The 26,671-nt window shown below is 44.3% G+C and carries 22 protein-coding genes and 4 pseudogenes; 12 read left to right on the top strand and 14 right to left on the bottom strand.

Annotation, left to right across the window (positions count from 1 at the left end; translation table 11 throughout):
• The first annotated feature begins 200 nt into the window (after nucleotides 1-200).
• Nucleotides 201-686, top strand: coding sequence for a GNAT family N-acetyltransferase (locus LC431_RS25385; protein ID WP_051931086.1), 486 nt, complete (start codon nucleotides 201-203; stop codon nucleotides 684-686).
• Nucleotides 687-855: 169 nt separating this feature from the next.
• The gene (locus tag LC431_RS25380; RefSeq protein ID WP_223510448.1) at nucleotides 856-1,716 is read left to right on the top strand and encodes a tyrosine-type recombinase/integrase; all 861 of its coding nucleotides are present in this window, start codon (nucleotides 856-858) and stop codon (nucleotides 1,714-1,716) included.
• A gap of 96 nt (nucleotides 1,717-1,812) precedes the next feature.
• Here the strand turns inward: LC431_RS25380 and LC431_RS25375 are convergent.
• Nucleotides 1,813-2,530 (bottom strand): annotated as a pseudogene (locus LC431_RS25375) (SOS response-associated peptidase family protein).
• Between the two features lie 221 nt (nucleotides 2,531-2,751).
• Here LC431_RS25375 and LC431_RS25370 point away from each other — a divergent pair.
• Nucleotides 2,752-3,498, top strand: coding sequence for a hypothetical protein (locus LC431_RS25370; RefSeq protein WP_223510447.1), 747 nt, complete (start codon nucleotides 2,752-2,754; stop codon nucleotides 3,496-3,498).
• Between the two features lie 54 nt (nucleotides 3,499-3,552).
• On the opposite strand, the gene LC431_RS25365 is transcribed toward LC431_RS25370, so the two are convergent.
• Entirely contained in the window at nucleotides 3,553-4,203 is a 651-nt protein-coding gene (locus LC431_RS25365; RefSeq protein ID WP_223510446.1) for a hypothetical protein, read from the bottom strand.
• 280 nt (nucleotides 4,204-4,483) lie between these two features.
• Entirely contained in the window at nucleotides 4,484-5,860 is a 1,377-nt protein-coding gene (locus LC431_RS25360) for a hypothetical protein (RefSeq protein WP_223510445.1), read from the bottom strand.
• 405 nt (nucleotides 5,861-6,265) lie between these two features.
• Here LC431_RS25360 and LC431_RS25355 point away from each other — a divergent pair, with 405 nt between their 5' ends.
• From LC431_RS25355 to LC431_RS25345, 3 genes and pseudogenes are all read left to right on the top strand, one after another.
• Nucleotides 6,266-7,852 carry a sensor domain-containing diguanylate cyclase gene (locus LC431_RS25355; protein ID WP_223510444.1) on the top strand — a complete coding sequence of 529 codons (1,587 nt, stop codon included), beginning with the start codon at nucleotides 6,266-6,268 and terminating at the stop codon, nucleotides 7,850-7,852.
• Nucleotides 7,853-9,134: 1,282 nt separating this feature from the next.
• A pseudogene (locus LC431_RS25350) lies at nucleotides 9,135-9,623 on the top strand (IS3 family transposase); the annotation flags it as partial.
• Nucleotides 9,624-10,083: 460 nt separating this feature from the next.
• Nucleotides 10,084-10,384 (top strand): annotated as a pseudogene (locus LC431_RS25345) (transposase); the annotation flags it as partial.
• 146 nt (nucleotides 10,385-10,530) lie between these two features.
• On the opposite strand, the gene LC431_RS25340 reads toward LC431_RS25345, so the two are convergent.
• The 3 genes from LC431_RS25340 to LC431_RS25330 are packed head-to-tail and all read right to left on the bottom strand — an operon-like array spanning nucleotide 10,531 to nucleotide 12,194.
• Nucleotides 10,531-11,640, bottom strand: a complete 1,110-nt coding sequence (locus tag LC431_RS25340; RefSeq protein ID WP_223510443.1) for an AIR synthase-related protein — start codon at nucleotides 11,638-11,640, stop codon at nucleotides 10,531-10,533.
• Between the two features lie 8 nt (nucleotides 11,641-11,648).
• Nucleotides 11,649-11,816: a hypothetical protein gene (locus LC431_RS25335; protein ID WP_223510442.1), complete on the bottom strand. Its 168-nt coding sequence runs from the start codon at nucleotides 11,814-11,816 to the stop codon at nucleotides 11,649-11,651.
• 21 nt (nucleotides 11,817-11,837) lie between these two features.
• Nucleotides 11,838-12,194 carry a hypothetical protein gene (locus LC431_RS25330; RefSeq protein WP_223510441.1) on the bottom strand — a complete coding sequence of 119 codons (357 nt, stop codon included), beginning with the start codon at nucleotides 12,192-12,194 and terminating at the stop codon, nucleotides 11,838-11,840.
• Nucleotides 12,195-12,728: 534 nt separating this feature from the next.
• On the opposite strand from LC431_RS25330, the gene LC431_RS25325 reads away from it, so the two are divergent.
• On the top strand, nucleotides 12,729-12,956 hold the full coding sequence (locus tag LC431_RS25325; protein ID WP_223510440.1) for a type II toxin-antitoxin system Phd/YefM family antitoxin: 228 nt from the start codon (nucleotides 12,729-12,731) through the stop codon (nucleotides 12,954-12,956).
• Nucleotides 12,953-13,324, top strand: coding sequence for a type II toxin-antitoxin system death-on-curing family toxin (locus tag LC431_RS25320; RefSeq protein ID WP_223510439.1), 372 nt, complete (start codon nucleotides 12,953-12,955; stop codon nucleotides 13,322-13,324). The genes LC431_RS25325 and LC431_RS25320 overlap by 4 nt, the downstream gene beginning before the upstream one ends.
• Nucleotides 13,325-13,509: 185 nt before the next feature.
• Here the strand turns inward: LC431_RS25320 and LC431_RS25315 are convergent, their stop codons facing one another.
• Nucleotides 13,510-14,457, bottom strand: a complete 948-nt coding sequence (locus tag LC431_RS25315; RefSeq protein WP_134706931.1) for a LysR substrate-binding domain-containing protein — start codon at nucleotides 14,455-14,457, stop codon at nucleotides 13,510-13,512.
• A gap of 46 nt (nucleotides 14,458-14,503) precedes the next feature.
• Complete coding sequence (locus LC431_RS25310) at nucleotides 14,504-15,418, bottom strand: DMT family transporter (protein ID WP_223510438.1); 915 nt, start codon at nucleotides 15,416-15,418, stop codon at nucleotides 14,504-14,506.
• Nucleotides 15,419-15,573: 155 nt separating this feature from the next.
• Between LC431_RS25310 and gcvA the strand changes: the two genes are divergently transcribed.
• The 3 genes from gcvA to LC431_RS25295 all read left to right on the top strand — a co-directional run bounded on the left by gcvA (nucleotide 15,574) and on the right by LC431_RS25295 (nucleotide 18,438).
• Nucleotides 15,574-16,473: a transcriptional regulator GcvA gene (gcvA, locus tag LC431_RS25305; protein WP_134706933.1), complete on the top strand. Its 900-nt coding sequence runs from the start codon at nucleotides 15,574-15,576 to the stop codon at nucleotides 16,471-16,473.
• A 183-nt stretch (nucleotides 16,474-16,656) separates the two neighbouring features.
• A complete protein-coding gene (locus LC431_RS25300) occupies nucleotides 16,657-17,037 on the top strand; it encodes a cupin domain-containing protein (RefSeq protein ID WP_223510437.1) in 381 nt (126 codons plus the stop codon).
• Between the two features lie 351 nt (nucleotides 17,038-17,388).
• The gene (locus LC431_RS25295) at nucleotides 17,389-18,438 is read left to right on the top strand and encodes a tyrosine-type recombinase/integrase (protein ID WP_223510436.1); all 1,050 of its coding nucleotides are present in this window, start codon (nucleotides 17,389-17,391) and stop codon (nucleotides 18,436-18,438) included.
• 101 nt (nucleotides 18,439-18,539) lie between these two features.
• Here the strand turns inward: LC431_RS25295 and LC431_RS25290 are convergent, their stop codons facing one another.
• Together LC431_RS25290 and LC431_RS25285 are read right to left on the bottom strand one after the other, a co-directional pair.
• Entirely contained in the window at nucleotides 18,540-19,019 is a 480-nt protein-coding gene (locus LC431_RS25290) for a GNAT family N-acetyltransferase (RefSeq protein WP_223510435.1), read from the bottom strand.
• Nucleotides 19,016-19,276, bottom strand: a complete 261-nt coding sequence (locus tag LC431_RS25285; protein WP_112198336.1) for a DUF1778 domain-containing protein — start codon at nucleotides 19,274-19,276, stop codon at nucleotides 19,016-19,018. The genes LC431_RS25290 and LC431_RS25285 overlap by 4 nt, the downstream gene beginning before the upstream one ends.
• Before the next feature lie 780 nt (nucleotides 19,277-20,056).
• Here LC431_RS25285 and LC431_RS25275 point away from each other — a divergent pair.
• On the top strand, nucleotides 20,057-20,824 hold the full coding sequence (locus LC431_RS25275; RefSeq protein WP_223510434.1) for a hypothetical protein: 768 nt from the start codon (nucleotides 20,057-20,059) through the stop codon (nucleotides 20,822-20,824).
• Nucleotides 20,825-21,307: 483 nt separating this feature from the next.
• Here the strand turns inward: LC431_RS25275 and LC431_RS25270 are convergent, their stop codons facing one another.
• From LC431_RS25270 to LC431_RS25255, 4 genes and pseudogenes are all read right to left on the bottom strand, one after another.
• Complete coding sequence (locus LC431_RS25270) at nucleotides 21,308-22,741, bottom strand: phosphotransferase (protein ID WP_223510433.1); 1,434 nt, start codon at nucleotides 22,739-22,741, stop codon at nucleotides 21,308-21,310.
• Nucleotides 22,738-23,604, bottom strand: a complete 867-nt coding sequence (locus LC431_RS25265) for a HAMP domain-containing sensor histidine kinase (RefSeq protein WP_223510432.1) — start codon at nucleotides 23,602-23,604, stop codon at nucleotides 22,738-22,740. Before LC431_RS25265 ends, LC431_RS25270 begins: the two co-directional genes overlap by 4 nt.
• Nucleotides 23,594-25,429 (bottom strand): AAA family ATPase, encoded by a 1,836-nt coding sequence (locus LC431_RS25260; RefSeq protein ID WP_223510431.1) that lies wholly within the window; start codon nucleotides 25,427-25,429, stop codon nucleotides 23,594-23,596. The genes LC431_RS25265 and LC431_RS25260 overlap by 11 nt, the downstream gene beginning before the upstream one ends.
• Nucleotides 25,430-25,563: 134 nt before the next feature.
• Nucleotides 25,564-26,570, bottom strand: a pseudogene (locus LC431_RS25255) (IS3 family transposase); the annotation flags it as partial.
• Between the last annotated feature and the right edge of the window lie 101 nt (nucleotides 26,571-26,671).

The following is a 26,671-nucleotide window of genomic DNA, read 5'->3' as shown; positions in this document are numbered from 1 at the left end:
TGCTGTTAGCAATGTCTGCAGTTCGCTCAAACGGGTCTGTCATCCCTGCTTAAGAAACAGGCTTAACGTAGGATATTTTTCGTTTTCAAAACGGCCCTCTATCTTGCTTTTTTTATAGCTGGAAGATTTCATATTCACAACACGGACGTTATGGCAAATTCGAACGATGGAAAACGATAAATAATGAGGGTGATGCACGGATGGAAATTGCGATATGTGGTGTTGCAGATGTGCCGGAACTAGCCAGTCTTTTTGTCGAAATGGAGAATTATTACTTTGGTCACGGCGTTGTCAGCTATGACGATATGAGTACTTATCTTGCTGACAAAGTATTCTCCACCTACTCAGGCGTGACGGTTGTCGGCGCTCGTAAAAACGGGGTGCTTGTGGGGTTTGCGACTTTTACATTGATGTTCCCTGCGCCGCTTTGCTCCGGCCAGGCGTTTATGAAAGAGCTTTTTACATCAGAGATTGCGCGAGGTCAGGGGGTCGGTAAATCGTTGATTCGGTTTATCGCAAACTTTGCTATTAAACACGGTTGTTCACGCCTCGACTGGACGGCGGAGAAATCCAATCCCAAAGCGGGGGCGTTTTATTTGTCCCTTGGCGCCGCTCTAATTGAGGAAAAACAGTACTTTCGGTTGGAGGGGGAGGGGCTCGAAAAGTTTTCTTCACGTGTTGAGTGATCATCAAAATAGAGCAGATCTGATGGTGACATATGGACATAGGAAAAAGCAAAGTATGCTACGACAATCATGAGGTGCAATTACTTGATTATTATATAATAACAACATTCTTCGTTGCATAAACCTCTGTTACTGCCGTGCAGGCAGCTCAATTTAACCAGGAGGATTTATGTCAGTTACTGTTAATGAATGGATGTTGAAATATGAAGCTATTGTGCTGAACCGGCTTACTGTGGGCGAAATCAAGCCGAAAACATGGGGGGACTATAAACGGCTCATCCGCTTTTGTTCTGCAACGTGGGGGGTGAAACCTCTGAACGCGCTGTCTATTTCAGAGATAACCGCAGAAATAAAACAAAAAGCCGACACCGCGCCTTTTGCCGCCCGGCGGTTAAGGATAAATCTTTCCAATATGTTTTTAGAAGCACAGCGAGAGGGCGAAATCCCACCAGGACACAATCCTGCTTTACTGTCCCGCCCACTGCTGAGCACGGTTAAGACGGAGCGCCTTCTCTTTAACGAGTGGCTACTGATATTTAAAGCGGCAAGCTATTGTGCGCCTGACTATTTCCAGCGAGCCATGCTGTTAGCCATTGTGACCGGTCAGCGGAGAGCGGACATCGGCAAAATGCATTCAAGCCATGTCCGGGATGGGTACCTGCATATTGATCAGCAGAAAACGGCGGAGCGCATAGCCCTGCCTCTCACGTTAAGGCTGGCGTCATTGGGCTGCACGCTGGGTGAAGTCGTGGACATGTGTCCCAGTAACGGCTGGCTGATCCAGCATAAAGGCAAGCCGGTTCACCTGTGGTCTCTGACGCGCTGGTTTCAAAAATGCAGAGAATCGGCAGGCATAGAAGCCGCTGGCGGAAAAATGCCGCCTAGCTTCCGGGAGCAGCGCTCTCTTTCGGAAAGGCTGTATCGCGAACAGGGGGTGGATACGCGTACATTGCTTGGTCATAAGTATCAGCAAATGACCGACGGGTATAATGATATTCGCGGTAAAGATTACCGGAGATTGAAAATCTGAACCTGCGCGCACAGGCGGGATCCCCCGCCTGTGCTTCTAACAGGATCCATTGCCCCTTCCAATAACCTTACCTCTGACGTTTCTGCGAAGCCCGAATCACACCAGAGGAGAAGGTGTCTTTTGGATCAACTCAGCGCCGTTATTGCGAATATTGCCGACCGATTTGGATACGGGATGCCAGGTGAATTCATCCGCTGATACTGCCCCTTCTGTAAGCAAGGTCAGGGCCATGGAGGAAGTAATATCCGGATTTAACCATTGGTTCGCTTCCGCAGCGCCGAGAACCAGCGGTCGGCGGTCATGAATATCCATCAGCCCCTTATTACTTTGCGCGGGGACGATGACAAAACCATCGTCAACTGGGGTTTCTAATGCATCGGGGTGATAGTACGAGATAGCTGCAAAAAACAGCGGCGCGTGGGACCGGTGATAAATGAAATAAGGTTGTTTTATCTTTGGGTCAGAAGGCGATTTTTTCCATTCATACCAGCCGTCAGCCATCACCAGCGCGCGTCCATGTTCAAACAAAGGCTTGAACATGCGGCTGGTGGCCACGGTTTCTACCCGTGCATTGATCATCGGCTGCCGCCTGGCTTCTTTTGCCCAGGCGGGCTGATATCCCCACAGCACCGGAGCGAGGTAGAGTTTATCCCCTCGCTGATTAATGAGCAGAACACGGGGGCCCGGGGCGACGTTATACCGATCGATAGGCACCTCATCGATGGCCAAGGCGAGCTCAACGTCGGGGTTCAGGGCATCTATATAATGCGAACTAATGCGAACGAGGTTCGTGTTGCGTAAAGCGTCCACACATTTTCATACCTCCGCCAGATGTAGAGTATAGACAGCTGAGAAAAGCACGATGAGCATTTTTACCCAAGACTGCCCAAATGCCCGCTGAGAGGACTCACGCCATACTTTGTTGTGCCATCGCCGACACGATTGGTACGCGTTGAGGCTATTCATTCTGAAGAATATTGTCTTATTACTGTGAATACACACAGTAATAATCTTAATCTTCCAGGAGAAATTTATATGTCTGATACAGATCCAACGAACTCCGGTCCAGGCTGGGGTGATCATGATACTCCATACGGCCCCATTCATAGTTATACCGACCCCGGCACGGTAACCGCTGGTGGTAATGCAGGTAAGCAGACCAATATTGGCCCCCAAACGACTATTAATATCCCAACAGCCAAAAGCTATAATGGGGTGTATATGTCAATGTGTGTAACAAATCTGAAAAATCACGAGGGCTTTGTTAATAATATTTATGCTGACGGAGATGGCAATCCTACTGTAGGGATCGGTCACTTACTGGCAAATATTGATGCTGCTTTAGCTCTACCTTTTAGAAATACTTATCATCAATCCTTAGGTCATGGTGACAGCAATAATATTGAACAAGCTGCAACGGTTGAGCAGATCAAAAACAGTTATAACCAGGTAAAGGGGAATCCAAAAGCCAGAGCATCTGTTCATTTGACTAACGATTATTCAATCAGTCTTTGTATCAAGGATGTTCAGGTTACTGAAACAGGACTTCGCAACCTATATAGTGGTTTTGATGCATTTCCCAATAGTGCAAAAACGGCACTGATTGATATGGGATTTAATCTCGGTTTACTAAGGTTGAGCCGAGTATTTACAAAATTTAACGCGGCGGTTAATCGGAAAGATTGGGCAGCAGCAGCGGAGGAATCTCATCGCACGAAAATTCAGGAGAGTCGTAATGTGGATACACGAAATCAGCTTATAGCTGCATCACAAGGTAAGTAAAAGCCCACCTTAATAACAAGGTGGGCTACATAAAATAAGAATAAAACTTAATGTTTATTTTAGAGGGCTGTTAACGTCGATTTTATTAACGTCCCAAACCGGCGAGGTTTGAGATATGACCTGATAACTCGTAAAGTCCCAAACATCCTCTGGGTTTTTAAAGTTCGCCAGTGTGAGGAATAGATGCACAGTACCTTTTTGATCGACATAATTATGAGTGGTAAAAGGGAAGTAACCCACTTTATTTGTTTTTGAAATGTACGCCCCATTATCTGTCATGCTCCAGTCCGTCGCCGTATCATTGATAGTTTTGGCTTTTATATCAACAGTGTTCAACGTTTTCATGGCGAGTTCAGCAGGAAAATGCTCGACAATATCCTTGATACTTACGGGCTGTGTCGTTGCGCTAACGTCTTGCCACCCCTTCGCTGTAGCGTAAGCTTTCATGAAGCATTCGTCTAAGTTTCGGGTTGCCTCACCTAACTCCTGAGGATCGCGACCTGGATATCCAACAATTTTTTTCCCTGCCTTACGCAAGGTGACATATTCATCACACGTTTTTACTTGTACCTTACTGCCATCGTTAAGTTTTAATAAAACGGTTGCATTATTAAGTTCTAACACATCATCAGTTTTGCTTTCCTTGCTGACGGCATTGCTAGATATAATTATCGCCACTAATGTGAGTAATGTTTTAATCTTCATATTTTCTCTTTAAACATCAAGTTTAAAATTGAATACCGGTATTTGTCATGTGAGCGCAGAAATTAATGACACATTGGGCATGTGTACAATAATTCTTCATGTCAGTGTAGACGTAATTTCTCTTACTTTTCAAGACTTGCTTTGAGTACTTATCGGTTAACTCTTTGCTAGTGCTGCCCTTAGGGAACGTTCGTTCATGGCTGAAAAATCCGGATTTTTTACCAAGCTGAATAAAGCCGTTTCCCCGGATGAAGATTTAAAACCAAAGTGTGCAATTCCTTTAAGTGGGCGGCATTAGAGTCTGGGTCTCATCACTCGTTTTCACACCTTCCAGATTCAGCATGACCCCGTACAAATGGTTGGTAAAGCGCTTGTCTACTTCCTGTGGCCAGCGTGGCGGATCGGTTTGTAACGTTCCCAGCGTGCGCATCCCTTTATGCTGCTCGGCTTTACGCTCGCAGTACTCATCATCGGTGTATCCCATCGTCTCAATGATCACGCTATGCTCCCGGCCATCTGGCGTTATGGCCTGAATGATAAAATCAGGCAGCACAAAGCCTTTGTCTCCCTCGACGTCCACCTCAATATCAAACAGGGGTTTCACCAGAGTAAGGTCGCCCGCTTTGCCTTTGAGCCATCTGGCCACTTCTGCTATCCCTTCCAGCGTTTGCCGCTCCAGCCCGCTGTCTACCGGTACCGGACAGGTACGCCGAAACAGAGCGTGCGCATACCCTTCACTGCATATGACCGTACCCTCAGCCCCGCGCCGGAAGGCCAGGATCACCCAGTAAGGCGGCCTCACGCCTTCCTGCGACTCTCCGTTGATGCTTACACCTTTATCCGGGGCGAACATTCGTTCACCGCCGTTCCAGGCAAAGGTTGCGTGCTCACGGCTGACCAGGTCCGACATGAATATTTGATAAAAAACCCGGGCTTTGCCAGCAGGCCAGTTTGCGTCTGGGCACTCCAGTGCCAGCATCAGCCTTTCCTGAGCAGCTTCGCCCATCGCCGGCTGAAACCGTATGATTTCCGAAAGCCGGCGGCCGCGGATAAACTCCTGCGCATCCGCCGAGGCTGCCAGGGCGTCAAGCCAGATTCTGGCCGTCTTGTTAGGCAGCGGGCTGACCGGGCTGAAGGTGTTCAGTCCCGCATCCTCGATGAGCGTCAGGAGGAGGCGCGCAAGGCGGGGGCGGCGTTTGCGCCGGGTTCGGTCATCGCCTGCCGTCACCGGCTTGCCCTGCGCTTTAATGGTCGTTTCCGACTCGTCGGCGGGTAAAAAATCTCGGTAATTGAGGCGCTTGCTGCCGGCAGCTTGCCGGGTTCCTGAACGGGTGGCATCCTCATCGCCTTTAAAGACCCGGAACATCGGACAGGACGGATCATGACTGTGACCAAATCCTGACAGGAACAGCGTCTGGGTTTCAGACATCAGCTTGGCACTGTTGAGCGCGGGCGTGTCGCCGGCTATGCAGCTGCACTGCAGCCAGAGTTCACTCTCACGCATTTCGTGAATAACGTGTTCCGCCAATGCGCGATCCGGTGCACTGCGCACCTGCTTGTGGCCGAAGATATTTTTAACGGCAGTTTCTTCTTCCTCAGTTAACCAGCGTTTCAGGGCACCCCGTGGAGTTTTTTTTCTAATGAGCTTCATGGCCATGTTTATCTCCTGTTCCTGCACAACGGCTTTAAAACACATTTTAGCGATGCGGCGTTTTTGCTGATCACCTCTTTTATCACATTACGAAGCTTGATAAGAGTTCCAGAGGAGAGGAAAGCCTGTACTGGAATTTTTGAGGAAAAAAGAACATGCAGTTGAATGATTGTAATTTAACATAATGATGATTATGCGAACTTAAATCATTGATTTTATTTAGTTTACAGGTGCGGAATTAAAGTGTAAACAGAACCACGTAAAGTTAGCCGTACGCTTTACACACCGCCTCATAATAACCCGATGATAAAAAACCATTTGTGATGATACAGCTCATCTAAACTTTGGGTTAATGCCATACTAGACTTCTCCCCCAAGTTTCATGCTCACTGAGTGAAGGAGCGAACTGTATTGAATGCATCCTCAAACGATTCGGACCGCTATCTCATCCGCCTGAGCGGTATGAAGCGCCCTGTTACGACTCTGGTTATAGTAGCTACAGCGCTTGTCTGTCTGTTGATATTGGTCCTCGCCGGCGCATTTATTTCTGCATCCCGTACAGCACAATTGCGCGATTCTGAAGTGGCCAACACGAATATTTCCCGCATGATCGCTGTACAGATGGAATCCACCCTCAAAACCGCAAGTGTTGCCTTGACCGATCTTTCGGAACGTCTGGAAGTCGACGGTATGGGCGCACACGAACTCGGCCGGCTGCAGGCTCACCTGGTTGAAACAGCCCAGGCCAACTCCGAACTACACGGATTATTTGCCTACGGAGCAGACGGAACATGGCTGGCTACGTCTCTCAACCGCCCGGTTAAAGGGAATAATGCAGACCGTGAATACTTTACGTACCACCGCGCTAATCGAAGCCTTGCAGTACATGTCGGGCCGCCAATTAAAAGCCGGTCCACCGGCGTCTGGATTATTCCGGTATCACGGAGAATTAACCTACCTGACGGAAGCTTCGGCGGTGTGGCCCTCGTTACGCTCAAAATTAATTTTTTTGAACGCATTTATAACGAAATTGATATCGGCAAAACCGGCACCGTCTTGCTCGCGCTTACCGATGGAACGTTGGTATACAGGCGGCCTTTTGACGAAAAGCTGATCGGGACTGATATTTCTAAAGGCCCTGTTCTGCAGGCTCTGTCCACGCATTACGCCGGTTCCTCAACCCTGGTCTCAAAGATTGACCGGATCGAACGGCTGTACAGCTACAGGCACGTGGATGGCTACCCCTTCATTGTTGCTGTCGGGCGCACGAAAACAGAATTATTAAGCCAATGGCAGCGCTCAAGCTTGTTCCTTGGCGGTGCGGTATTGGTGATCTGCGCGATGTTCGGATTGCTCGCATCAAAACTTGTCAGGCAAATAGGTATCCGGGACACGCTCGCTCAAAAACTGCATGACCGTTCCGAGGGGCTTGAACAGTACAATATTGGCCTGCAGGTACTGGCAAACACGGACAAGCTTACCAGTATCGCAAACCGGTTGATGTTCGATAAAATTCTTGATCAGGAACTTAAACGTGCGCAACGTGGCGATGATTGCCTTTCGCTAATCTTGCTGGATGTGGACCTTTTCAAGAAGTTCAACGACCGCTATGGACATGTGGCTGGCGACACCGTTCTGCACAGCATTGGCAGGGTAATGGCTGAACAGGTGACCCGAGCCGGCGACCTGGTCGCACGCTATGGCGGCGAAGAGTTCGTCGTTATTTTGCCTGGCACCGATACAAAAGGGGCGATCGAAGTTGCTGAGCGCATTCGCGAGGGGATACTCGCATTGACGATTCCCCATTTGGATACGCCATGGGGTCAGGTCAGTGCAAGTTTCGGCGTTACGACTGTTTATCCAGGCCAGCACAGAGGTTTGGTGTCAGCAGATGTTGTCAATCGCGCCGATCAGCAGTTGTATGAGGCGAAACGTACAGGACGAAACAGAGTCTGTGCCGAAGGTTCAGTTAAGAAAACAGGTAAGATGATGCCCTAGCCATCACCGGATAATAATTCTTTGTCCATTGCGCTGGTAGCTTCATCTAAAACAAAACTGCAGAGTGGCCAATTCGTTTAAGAGACGGCATTAGATTTTGTGGTAATCACTCATTTTTCATTCCTTCCATATTCAGCGTAACCCCGTATAAATGATTAACAAAGGGTTTTCCAATAATTATGGCCAACGTGGCGGGTCAATTTGTAACGTTCCCAGCGTACGTACTCCTTTAATCCGGTACTTGCTGACCCGAAAACGTTGAGGGCCAGCAGGAAGAAAAAACTCATTGCCCTCTTCTTCCAAACTAAGAGTGAAGTTGAAAATATCTCTGGCGGCTACAATGGCAACGGTCCATCATCCGGGATGATGAGTGATGGTGGCTATGGAGGTCAGGCAAATGGGCGGGTTGGGAATTCATCAGGTGGGATGAGTAGTTCCTGTGCCGCAGGACTTGGAGCTGGAATAATAGGTGGCGTTGTTGCTGGCAGTTATGGTGGACTAGGAGGAATGATTGTGAGTGGGATGGGAGGGCTGATTGCCGGTTCAGGCAGCTGCTTTGGGAGCAGTGGCGGTCGCCAAACAAGTAATAACGGAAACAGAGGCAGCAGTGACCACGGTCATGGCCGAGGGTAAGATGCATAGCGCAAATCCCCAGCTATTCGGCTTAGCAATGGGGATTTGTTTCAAACAGTATCATCATTTTATTTAACGTTGGTATGCATGAAAAAATCATCTCCAGTTTTTTTGTTTGTAACCACATTTTTTTGCGGATTATTAACCTTCGCCATATTAAGTCGCATTGGCGTGTATTTCACCTTTTCGATATTGGAAATACCTCTTTGGCTGGCTAACTGGATTGCGGGTGTAGCGATTATTGTGGGTCTGGTCCGAATTGTCGAAATCATCTATTACGTATTATTACCTAAAATCAGCGGGCGTCTAAAAAACTGATGAAACTTTCTGATTACACTAAATAAAGTGCTATAGGATTCCCCCATGGCACTTTGACAGGAACAAGGCTTAAAAATCTCTTCCATTTCCGATGGGCATTTCCTCGTGCATTTTCTTACTGGCAAGTCTTTTTGTTGGTTAACCTGTTGCAGACCATCGTAAGGTGGGATTTTCAAATGGCTTTCCAGGCAACCGGCGGCGTTCCATTGTTCCTCAAGCACGCTGGCGGCTCCCCACTCATCTTTCTCGGATAGTTGAGTGGCAATGAAGCAAAATGAACAGGGGTCTGATTTACTGCAAGTTGGTACCCCATTAAGCGGCAACTCCATAAGTTGAGAAACTCAGGGCGCGGTTTCCTGTTGCCGTTGTGTACAACATGTTTGGGGTTCATCGCAGCAGTTATAAATACTGGCGGCAGCCCAGGAAGCCTGACGCCACGAGAGTGGCATTACTGAGCCTGGCGCGTGAAGTTTATCGCGAAAGTAACGGCTTAGCAGGAGCGCGTAGCATTGCCGCGATCGTCACCACCAAAGGTATAAAACTGAGCCGCTGGCGGGCAACAAATCTGATGAAAGCGCTCAATATTATCAGTTGTCAGCAACCTGGCCATCGTTATAAGAAGGCGTCTAAGGAACACATTGAGATATCCCTTATTATCTGGATCGCCAGTTTGCTATTACCGATCCTAATCAGGCCTGGTGAGGTGATGTGACTTATATCTGGACGGGAAAATGCAGGGCTTATCTGGCTGTTGTACTCGATTTTTTCCTGTAAACCGGTTGTCTGGGCTATGTCATTTTTCTCTGATTCAGCACTGACATCGAGTTCTTTTTCCTTCACTGATAAAGGCGTAATGGCCGTTCAGAAAGATATGTTTCTGCGTAGAACCCCATGCAATATATACGTTTGGGGTTCTACGCAGATTTAATGGTTTAATTACCAGTGGCACTGTCCGTTAACACTATTAGAATTAGAATCACCACCGAACCCACCGCGATTATTATTATAGCAATTGCTATAATATGAATGTACTCCAGATATGACCGCACCGGTCACTGCACCTTTTATCGCACCGCCCGCAGCACCTATAGCGACACCTTCAGGGCCGCCAGGCCATCCTTGCATGGCTCCTCTAATCGCTCCGGCGTAAGCCGTATTAGCTGCGCCATGCATTGCATCGTGAGATACACGTGAAGCAGAGTGTAAGTATCCCACCAAAACGGCCCATTCATTTTTAGCGATCTTCCGACATACTGATTATGTCCCCTGAGGAGATCGCTATGCGTAAGATCCGATTCACTGAGCACCAGATCATCGCCGTCCTGAAATCAGTCGAGGCTGGCAGGACCGTCAAAGATGTGTGCCGCGAGGCTGCTATTTCTGAAGCCAGCTATTACAACTGGAAAGCCAAATATGGCGGGATGGAAGCCGCTGATATCAAAAAAATCAAAGACCTTGAGGACGAGAATCGTCGTCTGAAGCAAATGTTTGCCGATCTGAGTTTGGAATGCCGGGCGCTGAAAGACGTCATCGAAAAAAGCTTTAAAACCAGCGATAAAGCGTGAGCTCGTCAACTATCTCAATCCGATACCGAAATGAGACAACCGGGTGTGATACGATAGCTGCTTATCAGAATTTCCTAACCCACGTATCAGAGAAATCGACCACGTCTTAACTCTGTGTCCGGACTTCTGAAGTCTAGTTGTTTAGGGGGAAAGTAGTTATACTCAATTACGTAACTTAAAATCATCGCCATGATATGTAATATTAAGTGGTGAAATGACAACCTTTTTTTCCCCTTCCTCAACATAACCTGCATGCAAGGCAGTAAATTCCTCATCGTTGGCTAAGGCAAGAACAGTTTCAACGGCTTCTTCCGTGACGAAGAGTGCAAAACCTGCTCCCATATTAAAGGTCTTATAAGCTTCTTCTGCCGACAATTTTGCTTCATCACAGATCAGCGTCATCTCCTGCGGGACTGAAGGGAGATGATCTATGACATAAGTGAGAGCGTTCGGTGAGCGCATCACTTTTTGCCAGCCATGCCCGGTGATATTAGCCATATATTGCGGAAATATACCTGCAGCGAATAATTTAGCGATAAAACCAGAATAGATATGAGTTGGCTGCAGTAGCGCTTCACCTAAAGGAGTACCATCCGCCAATGGTGTCAGATAGCCATCCGGTAATCGATCAGCCACGCTGCGCGCCAGACTGACACCGTTAGAGTGGATACCTGATGAGCTGAGCAGAACAATTTGTGTGCCACTCTGTAAGTTGCCTCCAACAGAAAGTTGTCTGCGATCGTGAATATAGCCCAACGCAGAAGCGGCAAGGTCAATAGTTTCCGCGTGGACGACATTATTCAGACAAGGGGTTTCACCACCGCCCCAGGCAAGGTTGTATTTTTTACAGACGTCCCGCCAGCCTGCGATCAAGTCCTCGGTACGACGTTTGTCCTTAAACCAGGTTTCATGACCTGCTGCCCAGTAGGCATGGCAGGAAAAAGGTAGCGCACCAACAGTAATCAGATCATTAATTGCCATAGCCAGCGTATCCTGCGCGATAGCTGCATAGTAGCTATTCTGGGTTTGCTGATAATAACTGTCAGCGATAAGGATTTTTGTTCCCAGGCATTCGGTTATAGAGGCGATTAGCAGTGGGCCGAGATCTACCAGGTAGGCAGATTCACCACGCGAAGCAGTAATTTCGCTAAACCCGTGATGGGTAAGGGATGAAGCAGTAAGCGCAGAAGCTTGCTGGGCAAAAACCTTAAAGGGATCAATCACATCATAGTTCACACCGACATCTTTGTAGCTCAGTTTTTCACTTGGCATCACTCACCTCATTGTTCTGGTGTACATAGCGGATAAATAGCAACAACATCGATAAAGAGAGCAAACAGATAAAGAGTATACCGGGCAGTAATGCTGAAGCTGGAGAAATATTTAGCACCAAGGCCATCAGCAATGCGGATGCGACATTGCTCCAGCGCTAAAGCACGTGGCAGCATGTTGCACTGGGAGTTCGTTGATCAGCGGTGGTTTGCTTTTATCCAGCCATAGAGGACTAAACCCGCCATAGCCACACAGACTCCGGGAACAAGCGGGCGAAGGGTGGCAAGTAACAGTAAACTGTTAGATAACAATGCCAGCAGACTATAACGCTGGTATTGTCGCGCGGGTTCCTGCTGGTAAGAAACCCTAAAATGACCGTAGGATGAAGCGGCAATTACCAGACCAAATGCCAGACCGTAAACCCAAAAGGGAACGGCAAAAGTATGCAGCAGAAGTGGGATAATCATGTAGCCGATGGTATCCAGCGCGTAGAAAAATACCCAGGCGATAAGATCACGTAGCCGGTAGTAGCGGTTAGACAGGACTGACAGCAACGGCAGAGCAACTTTATCGGCGGTCTTTTGCAGTAAATGATATGCCGTGCTTGGCGGTGCCCAGGTAACAGGTTGATCCCGCCAAGGCTAACGGTCACTGCTGCCATACTGATTAACAAGGGCAAATAAAGATTACTGTAGCTGGCAATTGCACCTCCTGCGAGGCTTGAAAATCCCAGCGCCACATTACGTAACCACCATGACAGAGACTTCAACTGCCGTAGGTGGGTTAGTGATTTCTGTGATAACAAAACGCGGCTGATAATCAGCGCATCGCTGTTATTACACAGCGCCTGACTCAGACCATCAACCACAATCACCAACAGAAAGTCGCTGAAGCCCCGTGCGTGAAACAGCATAATATCGGTTATCAGGATCAGCAGAGTGCCTATAATCAGCGCACGTTTACATCCCAGTTTATCCACCATTAGATCTAGCGTGTGAACCGAATAGCCATAGGTGGAAGTGTTGAAAAAAACACCGTTGGAGTGTACATTGAGTTGTACGTATTAATTGTACATTTCAATGAGGCATATGACTATGCAAGCTATAAATTTTACAACTGCCCGTAACGAACTGGCGTCAGTTCTTGATAGCGTTTCTAGCGGTGAGCCCGTAATTATCACACGGCGATCGGCAAAGCCCGTTGTTGTTATCGATGCTGAGCAGTATGAAAAAATGCTGAGAATTCAGGCTGAATCGGATTTCGATTGGTTGTTTAGTGAACATGATAAGACGCTTGAGGCTCTTAAAAACCGATGATTTATTTTCTTTCAAGCAAAGACATCATTGGCATTCATGACCGAATGATTGCTGCTTACGGAGGTCTTGCCGGCTATGCTGACCCTGGCCGGATAGAAAGTATGGCAACACGAATTCTGAACCGCCACATGTATGAAGGCGAGGATGATATATACGTTCTAGCTGCTGCATATCTTCTTGCTATAGCGCGGGGGCATTGTTTCAATGATGCAAATAAGAGAACCGCATTTGCTTCATCTGCTTTATTCCTGCGCCGTAATGGCATTCTTGTCCGGTTTTCTCCAAGTCATGAAGAGTTGACCGTGTCAGCCGCACAGGGCAGCCTAGACGTGTGGAATATCGCTGAAGCTCTTAAACAGTCAACCTGAGAAATGTTGGGTATTTGCTTTAATGTGCATTATTTAACATAATGCACATTATATGAAGTTAAGTTATTGTTTTAAAAGTAATTAACTGTTCGCAAATCGCGTTTCCTTATCACTTTAAGTTCCATGTTTTGGCAACACTTATGGTTGAGCAGCAACTCTTCGCAGGTGTGGCTCAGTATAATTACTCACCTTACTTCGCCAATTTTAATTCTGTTATTAAAATGTGGCTGTTGAGATAAAAGTGTCTCTGAACAACCTGTCTGCATACAGATGCTGTTTAGCCATTCCATAAAGCTTTGTACCATCCAGTGACGATGAGCTCCCTGCCGATGAACGAACTGGCAGGTACTGTACCGGGTTTGAGAATCAGGAAAAAGTTGCACAAGTGTTCCGTTTTCCAGCTCTTCACGGACAAAATGTTCATGAACCAGCGCGATCCCTTGTTGTAGGAGTGCTGCATTGATGAGTCCAAATTCATCATCAAAACAACCTCCGCGTGAACGAGCCTCCCCTTTTATATCATTAAGCGTGAACCATTCATTCCAGCCGCTCAGGTTGATATTTTTAAGTAGAGGGTAATGAAGTAAATCTTCGGGTTGAGAGATCATCATTCCGTTCAACAATGCAGGATGACAGACCGGAATGAGCGCTGATTTCCACAACGGGACACTACTCAGATCTTCACCTGATAGCGTAGATAACGATATCCAAATATCTGCATTCTCCATTCTCAGCTGCTCTGACGGCTGACATACTCTCAGTGAAAGACTGATTCGTGGATTCTGCTGCTGAAAAGAGTTGAGATGTGGTAATAACCACCGATAAGCAATGACCGGCACAACGGATATGACCAACTGATTTTGAACCGGTGGGGCAATCCTTGCCCAACCATTTTCAATCTCTTCAAATCCCCGGGCCACAGCATCCCGCAGACTGAGACCCGGGATACTCAGCATCAAACGCTTTCCGTGGCGTGAGAATAATTTGATTCCCATTTGCTCCTCGAGGTGACGGATCTGTTGGCTTACGGCACCCGTTGTGATGCACATTTTTTCTGCAGCAAGTTTCATACTTCCCTGACGACTGACTTCAATAAAAGTCCGTAACGAAGATAACGGAATATTATGTGACATATAAATCCCTCTCCCAACACTGCAGTGCTAGTCATCAATCAAAATATTATTTTACCGCTTCACTTTTTATGGTTGCCCGTACTTTCTCTGGACTGACAACCAACCACACAGAAACACACACAATTAGCGCGCCGACAATAAACCCTTCATTAATAGTTTCATCCAGGGCCAGATAGCTCCACAACACTGCAAATGGCGGGATCAGAAAGGTGACAGTGAGTGAACGCAGAGGACCAATATCTGCAATCAGGCGGAAATAAAGAATATAAGCAAAAGCAGTACAAATTATTCCGACGGCAAGTACGCTAGCCCATACCTCTCCCTGCATCCAGTTAATGGTCGGTCCGGTTGTGGTACTCCAGATAAAGAAAGGCAGTAAAAATAAAGTGGCTCCAATCTGGCTGCCGAATGCGACAGTTTTTGGATCCAATCCTCCTTTGTTTGAGATCCATCGACGGGTCAGAAAACCGGCTACACCATAGCATCCCGTAGCCACAAGACATGCCACAACGCCGGCAATGGTCTCATTCGTGGAATGGGATTCTCCGACGGTGGTTATTACCATAATGCCGACCAGCCCAAGTATCACCCCACCCCATTTCCTTTTTGATAGCTTTTCACCGAAAAAAGCAAATCCAATCAATGCTCCCATTAATGGTGTGGTTGCATTGAGTATGGCCGAATATCCGGCGGGCAGCCATCTGGCGGCAAGGCAATACATAAAGAATGGTACACCGGAATTAATCACACCTAAAATAAGAGAGGATTTAAATTTACCGTCGAAGTTAAATGAGGATTTTATAGCAAACAAGATAACTGCAAGTCCGACAAAGCCAAAGAATACGCGTAAAAACGCGGTGTTAATCGCACCGAATTCAGGCGCTGCGATTCGCATAAATAAAAAACTTGCTCCCCAGATAGCAGCGAGAAGTAACAATCTGATATAGTCTGAAATACGCATTTTTACACCTCTTTTTATTAAAAGAAAAATGTTGTATATATATTCAAGTTTAATAAAGCTTAAACATAAAAAAACTTTAAAAGCATGTCAGCACACAGACAAACAAGTTTTTCTTTTATGATTAAGTTTAACTAATGCATATAATCGGGCTAATTATGAAACTTCCACCTTTACATGCACTTATGTGCTTTGAGTCAGCGGCCAGGCATTTAAGTATGAAAAAAGCTGCTGAAGAATTGTGCGTCACCTCCAGTGCGATCAGTCAGCAAATTGCGAAACTGGAGGACATGACCAACATACGCCTCTTTATCCGCAGCCCCCGAAGTCTTGAGCTAACCGATGAAGCTCGAATCTATCTGCGCGCGATCCGCCCGGCATTCAAACAGATAGCTGAAGCAACACAACGACTGATGAATGAAGGAAAACCAAATAAAATTACCATCAGCTGCACCAGTGGTTTTGCGATCCAATGGCTGTTGCCACGTCTGCCTGGATTTGAAAGGGAAAACCCCGGCGTTGAGGTCCAAATCAGCACCACTAACCGACGAGTGGATTTATTATCAGAAGGGATCGACTTCGCTGTCAGGCATGGCACAGGTCGTTACCCCGGTCTGGAATCTCAGTGTCTTCTGAATGACCGCCTGCGTCCTGTATGCAGTCCTCGTCTTATACCTCAGGAGCAGCCTCTCTCTTCACCGCTTGATATCACACGATATACGCTGCTACACGATGAACATCGAATGGACTGGGCCGTCTGGTTTAATGCTGTGGGTATCCCAAGTGCCGACACAGATAAAGGTCCCGTCTTTGTCGATTCAAACGGCGTACTTGAGGCAGCGCTGGCAGGGAAAGGTATCGCCCTTATCCGCAGCGTGCTGGTTCGGGAAGAACTGAAAAATGGGACACTCATCAATCCTCTGCGAGTGGCCATTGATTCGCCAATCGCGTACTACCTGGTATATGACGAATCGGCCATTTTGCAGCGGATGAACAGACGATTTAGAGACTGGATCATCGCCACAGCAGTGGCGGAAGAGAATGAATACCCCGCCTGACCTGCCTGCATAAGGAGAGCGCCAACCGGGGTTCTCTGTCTTTTTAGTTTAGAAAAATTAAACTTTGATTTAATTTATATCATTTGCGAAAACCCATCATTTAATTAAATTTTATTAGCGAGTTAACTTTTTCTAACTCAATTAAGCCCGATGATTTATTTACAGTAATCATGAGGAATTAATATGGCTGCTTTTGAAATATTTCGTCCGATGCGGTGGGATAAATTAGTTCACGAATATGACCTTGACGGCTCCCGTCTTTTACCCTGGGAAGGTTATCCTACTCCGATTGGCGCAGGCTGGTGTGTGGTTCGGCCTCATACACAAACACAATCTCATACACAAATTGATCAGGAATTTTTTATTGGCATTAAAGGCAATGCGAAACTTAAAGTCGGGGATGAAATATTCCCGTTTACATTCGGAGATATCGCGGCAATTCCTAAACATACCGACCATTACGTCATCAATGATACGGATGAAGATTTCCATTTTTACGTTATGTGGTGGGATGAAAATACGGCCAGCAATTTTCTTAAAGAGCATGCTGAGTTTCGTAAATAAATAACCCTATATAGAGTTTAGTCAAGGTTTCCATTTTTGAATCTAAATATTAGCCGAAATTTCACCCAATATTATAATCAGAATTTTATCAACCCTACCCTATCTATACATCCATGATCAGCCGTCTCTTGAACTCGCATTAGATTTCCAACTTTATATAATGGGACTTATATAAAGTTAGATATTCACTTCCGTAGCTGGTAATCTATCCAGTAGTTATAGGTGCAGGTAATTTTTCGCAGATCATCTTGCAGGTTTTGCTACGTGAAATCTGCAAGGCAAATCCCCTGCATCCTTCTCAGAATCCACGTAGCGTTGTCAGTCACCGGGAGTTCGCTTTTTAAGCTATATATGGGCAAATTATCACCAATCAACCAGACACTACCTGCTATTCAGGCTGAAGAGGATGTTCTGGCGAGACTTAAGGAATTTGTTCAAGACAAAGAGGCGTTTTCGCCCAATACCTGGCGACAGCTGATGAGTGTTATGCGGATCTGCCACAGATGGTCGATTGAAAATAGCCGCTCGTTTTTGCCCATGCTTCCGGCCGACCTTCGCGATTATCTGAACTGGCTGCAAGAGAGCGGTCGCGCTTCTTCAACGATTGCGACGCATGGATCATTGATTTCAATGTTACACCGTAATGCTGGCCTAATCCCCCCTAATACTTCACCGCTGGTTTTCCGCGCACTGAAGAAAATAAATCGTGTTGCAGTTGTCACGGGTGAACGTACTGGCCAGGCCGTACCCTTTCGTCTTGAAGATCTGCTTGAGCTTGATGCGCTCTGGTCTGACTCGATATCGCTTCGCCATAAACGTGATTTGGCATTTCTGCATGTGGCTTACAGCACGCTGCTGCGTATCAGTGAATTAGCCCGTCTCCGTGTTCGTGATATCTCCCGGGCAACAGATGGCAGGATCATCCTTAATGTGAGTTACACCAAAACTATTGTTCAAACTGGTGGCCTGATCAAGTCCCTAAGTTCGCAGTCCTCCCGCCGGCTAACTGAGTGGATGTCGGTGTCTGGTATAAATGCTGAACCTGCCGCCTTCCTCTTTTGTCCGGTGCACCGCTCTGGGAGTGCAACTCTTTCAGCCACCCGTCCGCTGAGCACGCCTGCGATTGAATCAATTTTCGCACAGGCCTGGCTTACGATTGGAGCAGGTGAACCTATCATTCCAAACAAAGGGCGCTATACGGCCTGGACTGGTCACAGTGCCCGCGTAGGCGCTGCACAGGATATGGCGGGACGTGGCTATGCTGTCGCTCAGATCATGCAGGAAGGGACATGGAAAAAACCTGAAACATTAATGCGTTATATCCGTAATCTTCAGGCGCATGAAGGTGCGATGACCGATATTATGGAAAAAAGCACTCTAGATCATAATAATACAAAATAATACAAAATAACAGAAATCACACTTCATCATTATGAAGTATTACTTCATATTTAGTATTTTTCGGTTTCATCACATGCTGTGCTTCATGGTCTTTGGAAACGCTAAAGGCGTAGCATTAATGTCATCGGATTAATTGGCGATGATGTAAAACCGTAGTGTTCATAAAATTGTTTAGCCGGTTCATGAAGTGCATGTACGAGCAATGCTCTGACCCCTGTGTTTTCAGCAATTGAGCGAACTCGAAGAACGGCATCCTGTAGCAATGATGAACCTAACTTTACTCCTTGAGTGCGAAGGTCGACCGCCAGTCTTCCCAATACTATGACCGGAATAGGATCAGGCATATTACGCCGAACAGATCCTGCCGCTTCCCTGTGCGACACAGCACCGGCTGCGAGTGCATAATAACCAACAACACTTTTATCGTGAGCCGTGACAACAAAAGTACGACTTGCACCGTTTAAGTGGTTTGTCAGAGCGCGCCGTTTTAACCATTCATCTAACGTTGTTTCCCCACAACCGAAAGCGTCAAGGATATGTGCAGTTGTAAGTGGCTCAGGAGCAGACAATTGTAAACTCATGCCCAAGGCGCTTTAACTGCCATCAGACGTTCCAGACCTTGATTTGCATTTTGAGGTGCGTCAAGCATCGCTGTGAATTCATGAAATTTTTCAGTATCTAACTGGAAAAAAACTTGGTCGAGCAGAATAGCCTGTGCGCGCTCACACGCTACTTCCAACATAAAATCAGATCGGTTTTTACCTAATAGGCTGGCGGCTTGATCTATGAGATCACGTTGTTCTGGCAAAGCACGCAAATTAATCGCAGCGTCACGCATTTTTTATATCTCCTGTATTGACAATGGATATACATTATAAGGTTGTGTATCTATTGTCAATACACTGTGCCCTTGAGCAATTCTCGATACATGCACGGAAAGATTATCAGGACCGGCGCCGGCGATAGGAAGAAGGGATCACAAAAGCTAAAGCGGCTGGGAAATTTCGTGGACGACAAGCTGACCTGCTGCTGCATGACAAAATCCTTGAACTCAGAATTAAGAATAAGCAAAGCATCGGGGATACGGCCAGTGAAGAACAGGCTTACCGAGGTTGGTATTAATAGCCGCCGATAATAAATACCAAAATGGTGATCGGTCGTTTTGGGGAGTTTTCGTCTATGCCGTAAAAAACCCAACCTGCGGAGGAGGGGAGTTGAGCGAGCGGCAACGCCCCGTCACCGTCGCTTTCCCCCGTACCGGATGCGCAGGCACCTGATACAAAAGGGATTATAGCGCAGCGCCCAGAAAAAAACTCCCTTTGACGCCAACAGGAAAAATCTCCACCCTTAAAAATCGGAAAACACTACATATGGTAGCGGCAGCATCTGAGCGGCATACCATATGTAGTGTTTGGCGGAGGGGTTCGCCGGTGGCCTGAGAATGTTGGGCAGTCTGGGGGGAAACCCCAATCCGGCGAACCGGATTAAAGACGTGTGTACCATGAGGGGGATTCCCCCCGTGCCTGCAACTCATAAGCAGTATAATGAAAACGCTTACTGCTGAGTTTTGTCATATAATGGCATTTCTTGGGGGGTGTATAAACACAGGGAATTCTATATGAACATTCAAATTGATAAGCCTGAAAATACGGACAAGATCATTGATTCTTTACGCCCCTATTTTAGGTGCTATTATCTTAAACATGGTAAACCTGTTAATAAAGATTTCTTCAAAAACTTCCAGATCGTATATATTGAAAACAACGGTGATTTTGATTGGATGCTAAAAAACTCAGAAATCTTAACTAGAAGATACGCGCCGTTCATATTAAAAGCAGCTGTTAATGAATGGAAGAAGTATCGGTTTGAAACATATCCGCATAAAACCTATATCGAGAACCACAAAGTTACAGCAGGTAAAGTAGAACGATGCGATACCGTAAAACTCGGAGATATGCATAAATACTCTAGGCAATACGGATATGTTCTCTATCAAGCTGCAAATATGGACAGCGGTAAAATACTGCAAGTTGTTTATTTAGATGGAATCCCTGATCGCCAGTTTTATATTTCATGGGGTTACTTAGCAAAAGGAATACAGCAATACGACATTATTGATTTTGAATATAGCAACGTTACTGGTTACAACATGATCAATAAAAGAACACTGGAGGGTGGAGGAGGTAATTTCAGTAACGCAAGGATGATTCGGATCAATGGGCATGAATACTCTTCAATTAGAATGGCATATTCACATTTAAACCCTGCCATATCCTACAGTACTGTATGCCAACGTCTGAGGCGAAAAATCCCGGCTGAATGGGCATTCAGTAACGAACGTTTCAAAAATGGCATCATTAATAAACTCGGGGTTATAATAAAATAACTCTCATTTTATTGCAATAATCTTTTAACTGCATGTAAAAATATCTTATAAGGATTAAGAATATAAAAAATAATGACTGATACATTAATTAAGCACTTATTAGAGGAAGTTGATGGGCAAAATATTCAAACTATGTTGTTTGATAGTCATTGTATAATCATGATTTTAACCAATATGCGGCACCTCTGATAATATAAGGGTTAAATGCCGGAATCCCAAACAATTGCGTCACCAGATGCTAAAATCCGTAAGAGTCATATGACAATAAATAAATCACGGGTTATATGTAAATAATTTGAGATTACTATCGCTGTTTCGTGATTATTACTCAACAGGTCATTTATGTAATAAAGTCGGAAGTAGTTTCTGCGAGGTAGGAATGTTTCCGGCATTGAATTCCACATAATTAGCACATACAACATGATTAAAAATGTTGAACTACTAACACCGGAAATAATTCCTAGAATTTCAAGATTGGAATCTTCATTGCTTGTTAAATTCATGTTGAATACTATTGAGAATAGCCAGCGTTTCCTTAAGTTTATTTTGTTGAACGTCTGGGAATTTAAGCTGCCTTATTACATAGCAATATGCAGTTGCTAGAAATTCTCTTTCATTAATGTTTCTTCTAGCCCAATCCCTAATCACTTTAAGTTTGGAAAGTTTTGCATCAGAGAAAAATACTTCATCATTCGCCCATGAATAAATTAAATCATTCATAAACCAACCAGAGACCTTCGAACCCTTATTAAAGAAAAAACCAAGTTCTAAACATATAGCATCATAAGCGATAGGAGATATTTTAATATCACCATAATCAATAATATGACGAGTATTGTCAGTAGGGTTTATGAATACATTACCCCCATGAAAATCACAGTGACTAATACACATATTGAAATTCACTCTTCTTTTCTCAAACTGGGCGACCCAACTTAAATTAAACAAGTTAACCAATGATGACAAGGTTTCATCCGGTAAAAAAATATTTCTGATATCTGAAATTTGTTTAATTTCATTTTTAGAAAAGTCTCTCCATTCGCTAGTTAAATCGAAACATAATCCTAACTTCTCGCTTTCAAAAGTATCTGATGCGACATAATCAAACAAAGACATATTTTTTTCACTTTCTAAAAATTTATAATAGATAGAATTTAAATTTTTAGCGCCAAAGCTTGAAACATCGATTCTAGGTGGATATTTAGAATGATCTAATCTTCCGACCACATGATTTTCGTAGTTATGAGATTCCTCTTCAATCTTATCTAAATCACCAGTTTTTACAATTACTTTACTTAAGGTTTTATTATTTTCGTTCTGTATATCTAGTAGGTGGATTTTTGCACCAGAGTAACCAGGACCTATAGGATTAACATTTACTTTGAAACCGTTCATCTTATTAGCGATAATGGAAAAAACTCTTTTGTTTTTTTTATTTTCAGTAACGATATTATAAGATGGATGATTTGTATATAATTCGATATCATTTACTCTATTTATTTCTGATACGATTATATCAATAACCTCATAGAGGTCGTCCAATTTATTCTTTTTGAAATAATCAACAGTCTTAATTTCTATTTTTCCCCAAACTCTAGTAGAAAAACTTTGCCCAATCATCTCTCTGAAATGATCTGTAGAAGATGAACCAGTCAATATCAATATAGGAGTACCCGGAAAGTTCTTCCTGAAGAGCCTAAAGGCTTCAATGCCGTTGTCTTCGCTTGGTTCAGGTTCATTAAAACTCTTAGGTACGGATAAATCCAAAATAGCAAAATCAAAGAAATTTTCTTCTTCCTGGCATATATCTGATAACTGTTCAAGGTTTATTACATGTTTAACCTGATGAGGGATTAATATTTCTTGAACAATTTTTGCTTCTTGTGGATCATCTTCTAGTAATAAGAATTCAATCATTTATTCCACCTTAATGTTAAATTAGCACCTTCTGCTGCATCATTCTCTAAAGTCCAGTGACCATCTAGTCTTTCCATCGCCTTTGTAATGATCAAAAGTCCATATCCAAGATGATTATTCTTAGTGGTCACTTTTTTTTTCATCAACTGCTCAACTGGCAGGGTGATACCTATGCCATTATCCATTATTGAAATAAACCAATCTACATTGGTTTCACCCCACCAAATACTTATTTCAGTTTCCTTATCAAATTCTAAGCATGACTCAATGGCGTTCCTTATACCATTAGTTATAGCGAGTTTAAGTAAGTTTTTATCACATATGCAATTTATTCCAAAATTACCAGAGAGTCTTATTTCTGATAGGTTATTAGGGTATGCCGAGTGAATTAAGTTATTAATAAACTCATGAATATTAACTTCTTCAGTATTTTTAGATTTACTTGCCTCTTTTATTTGAGTTATTGCCTCTATGACTGACCTTAACATTTCTATGTGTTTTTTTGTTTCTGATATATCGTATGGCTTTATTTCATTTTTTGCAGTATATGCAATCCTACCTACTACAGATTCTAATTCGTGAAGGAACATACTTGCCATTTCATTCATACCATTTTGGTAGGACACTTGATGGTTTTGTGGAACCTCATCATCATTTACTTCATTCTTTACTGTGCTCTGCTGTAGTCTTGAAATTGCTAAATCTAAAGTTTTTTTTATGTAGCCTACTGTTTCTTTTTCATAAGCAGTTCTCAGATTTATTTCTAGCAATGGTAATTGATTTCCCGCTAAATACTTAGCCACATCATATCGCTGCTTAGGTGATACAGAATTTAACATATTTAATATTTCATCATTTTTCATTAGAATAAAACCCTGCTCTTGTATTGAAGGCTTGCTGCCCCCCCTCCATAATTCTAGATATAGTACTGATGATAGTTTTATTGTTAAGTTCACCGGAATCTTTTATATACCCTCTTTTACCATCAGACTCCAAATGAATTATATTATTTGCGGCACCTAACACTGGTATGTTAGCGTTATGAGTTATAATAATAAGCTGACCTGTTCTTGCACATTCCAGTATCGATGGTATTAAAGTTTCTGCTATAAAAGCATTATCTATATGATCTTCTGGTTGGTCCAGTATAACAACCTGATTATCATTCTGTAATATTATCGGCAATATCACAGTGCATCTTTGCCCAACCGATAAATTTGTAAATGGTTTATAAATTCCATTATCTAATAAAAAGAACTCGAAAGTATCTTCGACATCTGCCATTAGTATTTTTGCTATTGAATCAAAGGTCAATGCTGAAATTATAGATAGTGATCTTTGTTTTGAAGTTCCTAAAAAAAGGCTAATTGAATCTATGTCTTGATTGAAAACTATATTCAATAGTTCCGGTTTTGAAACTGATGATGCTAGATCATCCAAAATATCTTTGTATTTTAGGTTGGAAGATGAGTTCCTGAAAGTGTGTTCGAAGGCATCAGCATATAAAAACGTATTATTTGCGTGCAATCCTTTTATTTTTATGGATTTATTCAACTTGTCATTGAGATAATCTACTATTTCAATTCTCCTCTTAAATACTCCTTCATCAATAGCGATTAAATCTTCAACTGTTTTTATCAGATTTGTTTTTTCCTCATTAAAACGCTCTTTACTTTTTGAAGAGTTTTTAAGCTCTTCTTGTACTAATGACAAGCTAGTCATTATGTTCATTATTTTTCTATTTATATCTCCAGACCCAGCTACAAATGTTTCTATTTCACTCCTAACCCTGAATGATTCCTCATTAAGTCTATTAATAGCTTCAATTATGTTCGACCTAGTTTCATCAATTACTTGCTTGAATTGGGTGATTGTATTCGAGGCCATTAGCATATTTTCAGAAATGTTATCTTTAAACATTGCAAGGGCTTTATCTAAAAATCTAGGTGTTGGTTTTTCATTGAGTTCAGTAATGATAGAGTACTGTTCATCTTGCAGTTTCTTTAAACTAGTAAGTTCTTCGCTTACATTTTTCAATCTTTCCTCATCAACATGATATAAAGATATTTCATTGTTCATCCTGTTCAATTTATCGTTATTTAAGATGAATTGATTGTTAAGATTTTTGTATCCAGACTGCATAGACTGTAATTTAGTAATCTCGTCTAATAATAACTTTTCTTTTTTACTATTCTCTTGCTCAGAATCAACTTCAATCTGAAGCTTTCGCAATTTTTCACAAGAAATACTAATAGCGTCTTTAAGTTTATTTTTCTTACTAATGTATAAGTCTCGATCCTTGATGAACCCATCGATTAGTTTCACCCTACTTTGTGGGTCTAACCCTATACTTTCGATATCAGTCTGAGAGAAAATTAATGGCCATCTTGATGTGATCAAAGGTTTCTCAGCGACTCGTGATGCTGTACTGACTAATTCGTACTGATTTCCATTATCCTCTATAACTAGAGTTACAATACCATCCTCAAGAATCTGTACAGCCTGAGTATCATTTCCAGTTTGATTTGTTTTAATGTAACGTTTTATACCTAAGCAGTATCGAATCAACTCTACCAGTGAGGATTTCCCTGTTCCCCTGGAACCAATAACAGCATTCAAACCTGGAGTGAAATCTGCTTCAACTCCTTGTAAAAAACCACCCTCAACCTGTATTTTTTTTATAAGCATGCATATCTCCTTGAAGTTTCACAATGACCCTTCGTTCAATTAGTATTAATTTATCATATTTACAACTTATCATGCTTCTGGTCTGTCATCAGTACTTCCTGACCCTGACCTGCCCCCAGGATTAGATACAACGCTCACTTAGTAATGTCGGATCCTTTACTATCAGAATTACCCTTTCTCCAGGCCGCCGCAAATTCAGACGGCGCCTGATAATTCAGCGCGGAGTGCGGGCGGTACTCATTATAATCCTGACGGCATTCACTGATGGTTTTCCTGGCATGACTGACGTCACTGAACCAGTGTTCATTCAGGCATTCATCGCGAAAGCGTCCGTTAAAACTCTCAATAAATCCGTTCTGTGTCGGCTTGCCGGGCTGGATAAGTCGCAGCTCCACGCCATGCTCAAAGGCCCATTGATCGAGGGCGCGGCAGGTAAATTCCGGGTCCTGATCCGTTCTTATCGTCGCCGGATAGCCGCGAAACAGCGCAATGCTGTCCAGAATACGCGTGACCTGCACGCCTGAAATCCCAAAGGCAACAGTGACCGTCAGGCATTCCTTCGTGAAGTCGTCTACGCAGGTAAGGCACTTGATCCTGCGACCGGTGGCGAATGCGTCCATGACGAAATCCATCGACCAGGTCAGATTGGGTGCCGCCGGACGGAGCAGCGGCAGACGTTCTGTTGCCAGCCCTTTACGACGTCTTCTGCGTTTTACGCCCAGGCCACTGAGGTGATAAAGCCTGTACACGCGCTTATGATTAACATGTAGCCCTTCACGGCGCAGCAACTGCCAGATGCGACGGTAGCCAAAACGCCTGCGCTCCAGTGCCAGCTCAGTGATGCGCCCTGATAAATGCGCATCTGCAGCTGGGCGCTGAGCCTCATAGCGGCAGGTCGACAGAGATAAACCTGTGAGCCTGCAGGCACGACGTTGCGACAGACCGGTCGCATCACATATCAACATCACGGCTTCCCGCTTCTGGTCTGTCGTCAGTACTTTCGCCCAAGAGCCACCTGAAGCGCCTCTTTATCAAGCATGGCTTCGGCAAGCAGCTTCTTGAGTCTGGCGTTCTCTTCCTCAAGCGACTTCAGGCGCTTAACCTCAGGCACCTCAATACCGCCATACTTCTTACGCCAGGTAATGGGATGGACTACCTCCTCCCTTTGCGCTTAACTGAACAAAATACGTTCAGCAGGAGAGTAAACATGAATATCGTCTATCTGGGTATCGATCTGGCTAA

The sequence above is a fragment of the Rahnella sp. GSA61A genome (assembly GCF_019969905.1).
Classification (GTDB): domain Bacteria; phylum Pseudomonadota; class Gammaproteobacteria; order Enterobacterales; family Enterobacteriaceae; genus Rahnella; species Rahnella aceris.
The sequence above is the reverse complement of the archived record's forward strand: the minus strand, read 5'-3'. Positions and strand labels throughout refer to the sequence as shown.